The sequence below is a fragment of the bacterium genome (assembly GCA_021372775.1).
Taxonomy (GTDB): Bacteria; Acidobacteriota; Polarisedimenticolia; order J045; family J045; genus JAJFTU01.
In genome coordinates this window covers 1-1,681 of record JAJFTU010000017.1, presented here as the reverse complement: position 1 = coordinate 1,681, position 1,681 = coordinate 1, and the positions used below count along the sequence as shown (strand labels likewise).

Here is a 1,681-nt window from a genome sequence, read left to right as displayed (position 1 = left end):
AAGCAGCGCCCCTGCCTCTACTACCACCTCGACCAGTGCCTCGCGCCGTGCGCGGGGAAGGCCGACCCCGCGGTCTACGCCGAGCGGGTGCGCGAGGCGCGGCTGTTCCTCGAGGGGCGCGACGCGGAGCTGCAGGCGTCGATCGAGGCGCGGATGAACGAGGCCGCGGGGCGGCTCGAGTTCGAGCAGGCGGCGCGCTACCGGGACATGCTCGCCTCGCTGCGCACGCTGGCCTCGCGGCAGGGGATGGAGATCGGCGGCGGCGGGACGGCCGACTTCTGGGCCGAGCACCGCGAGGACGACCAGGCGGTGCTCGAACTGTTCCGGATGCGCGAGGGGCGGGTCGTCGGGCGGCGGGAGTTCGCCTTCGACCCCGCGCCGCCGCCGGAGACGTTCTACGACGAGGTGCTGCCGCAGTTCTACGCCGAGGAGGCGCCGCCGCCGGAGATCGTCCTGCCGCGCGCGCCGTCGGACGGGGCGTTGATCGAGGAGTTCCTCGGCGGGCGGCGCGGCGGACGGGTGCGCGTCAGCGCGCCGACGCAGGGGGAGCGGCGCGGCTTCCTCGACCTCGTGGCGAAGAACGCCAGGCTCGCCTTCGAGGAGCGGTTCCGCGCGCCGCACGTGCACGGCGTGGGGGCGCTGGAGGCGCTGCGCGACGCGCTCGGGCTGGACGAGGTCCCGTTCCGGATCGAGGGGTTCGACGTCAGCCACCTGCAGGGGACCGAACCGCGCGCCTCGCTCGTCGTCTTCGAGGGGGGGCGGCCGAAGAAGAGCGACTACCGGATCTTCCGTCCGCGCACCGTTCCCCAAGGTAACGACGACTTCCAGTCGATGCGCGAGGTGGTCGGGCGGCGCTACGCGCGGCTGCAGCGCGAGGGGCGGCGGCTGCCGGACCTCGTGCTGATCGACGGCGGGAAGGGGCAGCTTGCGGCGGCGCTGGAGGCGCTGGCCGAGCTCGGCCTCTCGTCGCTGCCGGTGATGTCGCTGGCCAAGCGCGAGGAGGAGATCTTCCTCGAGGGGCGCGAGGACTCGATCCTGTTGCCGCGGCGCGATCCGGCGCTGCGGCTGGTGCAGCAGGTGCGCGACGAGGCGCACCGCTTCGCGATCAAGCACCACCGCGCCGCGCGCGCGAAGCGGACGTTCCAAAGCTCGCTGACGACGATTCCCGGCGTCGGCCCGACGACCGCCAAGCGGCTGCTGCAGCAGTTCGGCTCGCTCGAGGGGGTGCGTGAGGCGAGCGACGAGGCGCTCGCCGCGGCGGTCGGTCCGGCCCGCGCGGCGAAGATCCGCGCCGCGCTCGCCGCCGAGTAGAGGCGCCGCGCCGCGGAGACGCCGCGCCCGCGAAGACCATCTCGCCGTCCCGTCGGCGCGACGACCGTCCCGTCGCCGGTCAGCGAGGCTCGCGCTTGACGACGAGGAGCGTCTGGTCGTCCTGCCGCGGGGAGACGCAGCGGCGCTCCAGCGCGTCGAAGACGATGTCCACGAGCCCCTCGGCGCTCGCGTCGTGGTGCTTCCGCAGCAGCCGCTCCAGCGCCTCCAGGCCGAAGAAGCCGCCGCGCTTCGTCTCCGCCTCGGTGATCCCGTCGGAGTAGAGCACGAGCGTCGCGCCGGGGACGAAGTCCTCGAAGTCCCGCTCGTACCCCGCGTCCGGCTCGACGCCGAGGACGATCCCGCCGCGGCT

General features: G+C 74.2%; 2 protein-coding genes. One reads left to right on the top strand and one right to left on the bottom strand.

Annotated features, from left to right (window positions below; translation table 11 throughout):
* Positions 1–1,311 (top strand): excinuclease ABC subunit UvrC (gene uvrC, locus LLG88_00525; GenBank protein ID MCE5245398.1); only part of this gene is annotated, 1,311 nt, incomplete at its 5' end.
* A 79-nt stretch (positions 1,312–1,390) separates the two neighbouring features.
* Here the strand turns inward: uvrC and LLG88_00520 are convergent.
* The coding region (locus LLG88_00520) for a serine/threonine-protein phosphatase (GenBank protein ID MCE5245397.1) at positions 1,391–1,681 on the bottom strand (291 nt) is incomplete at its 5' end.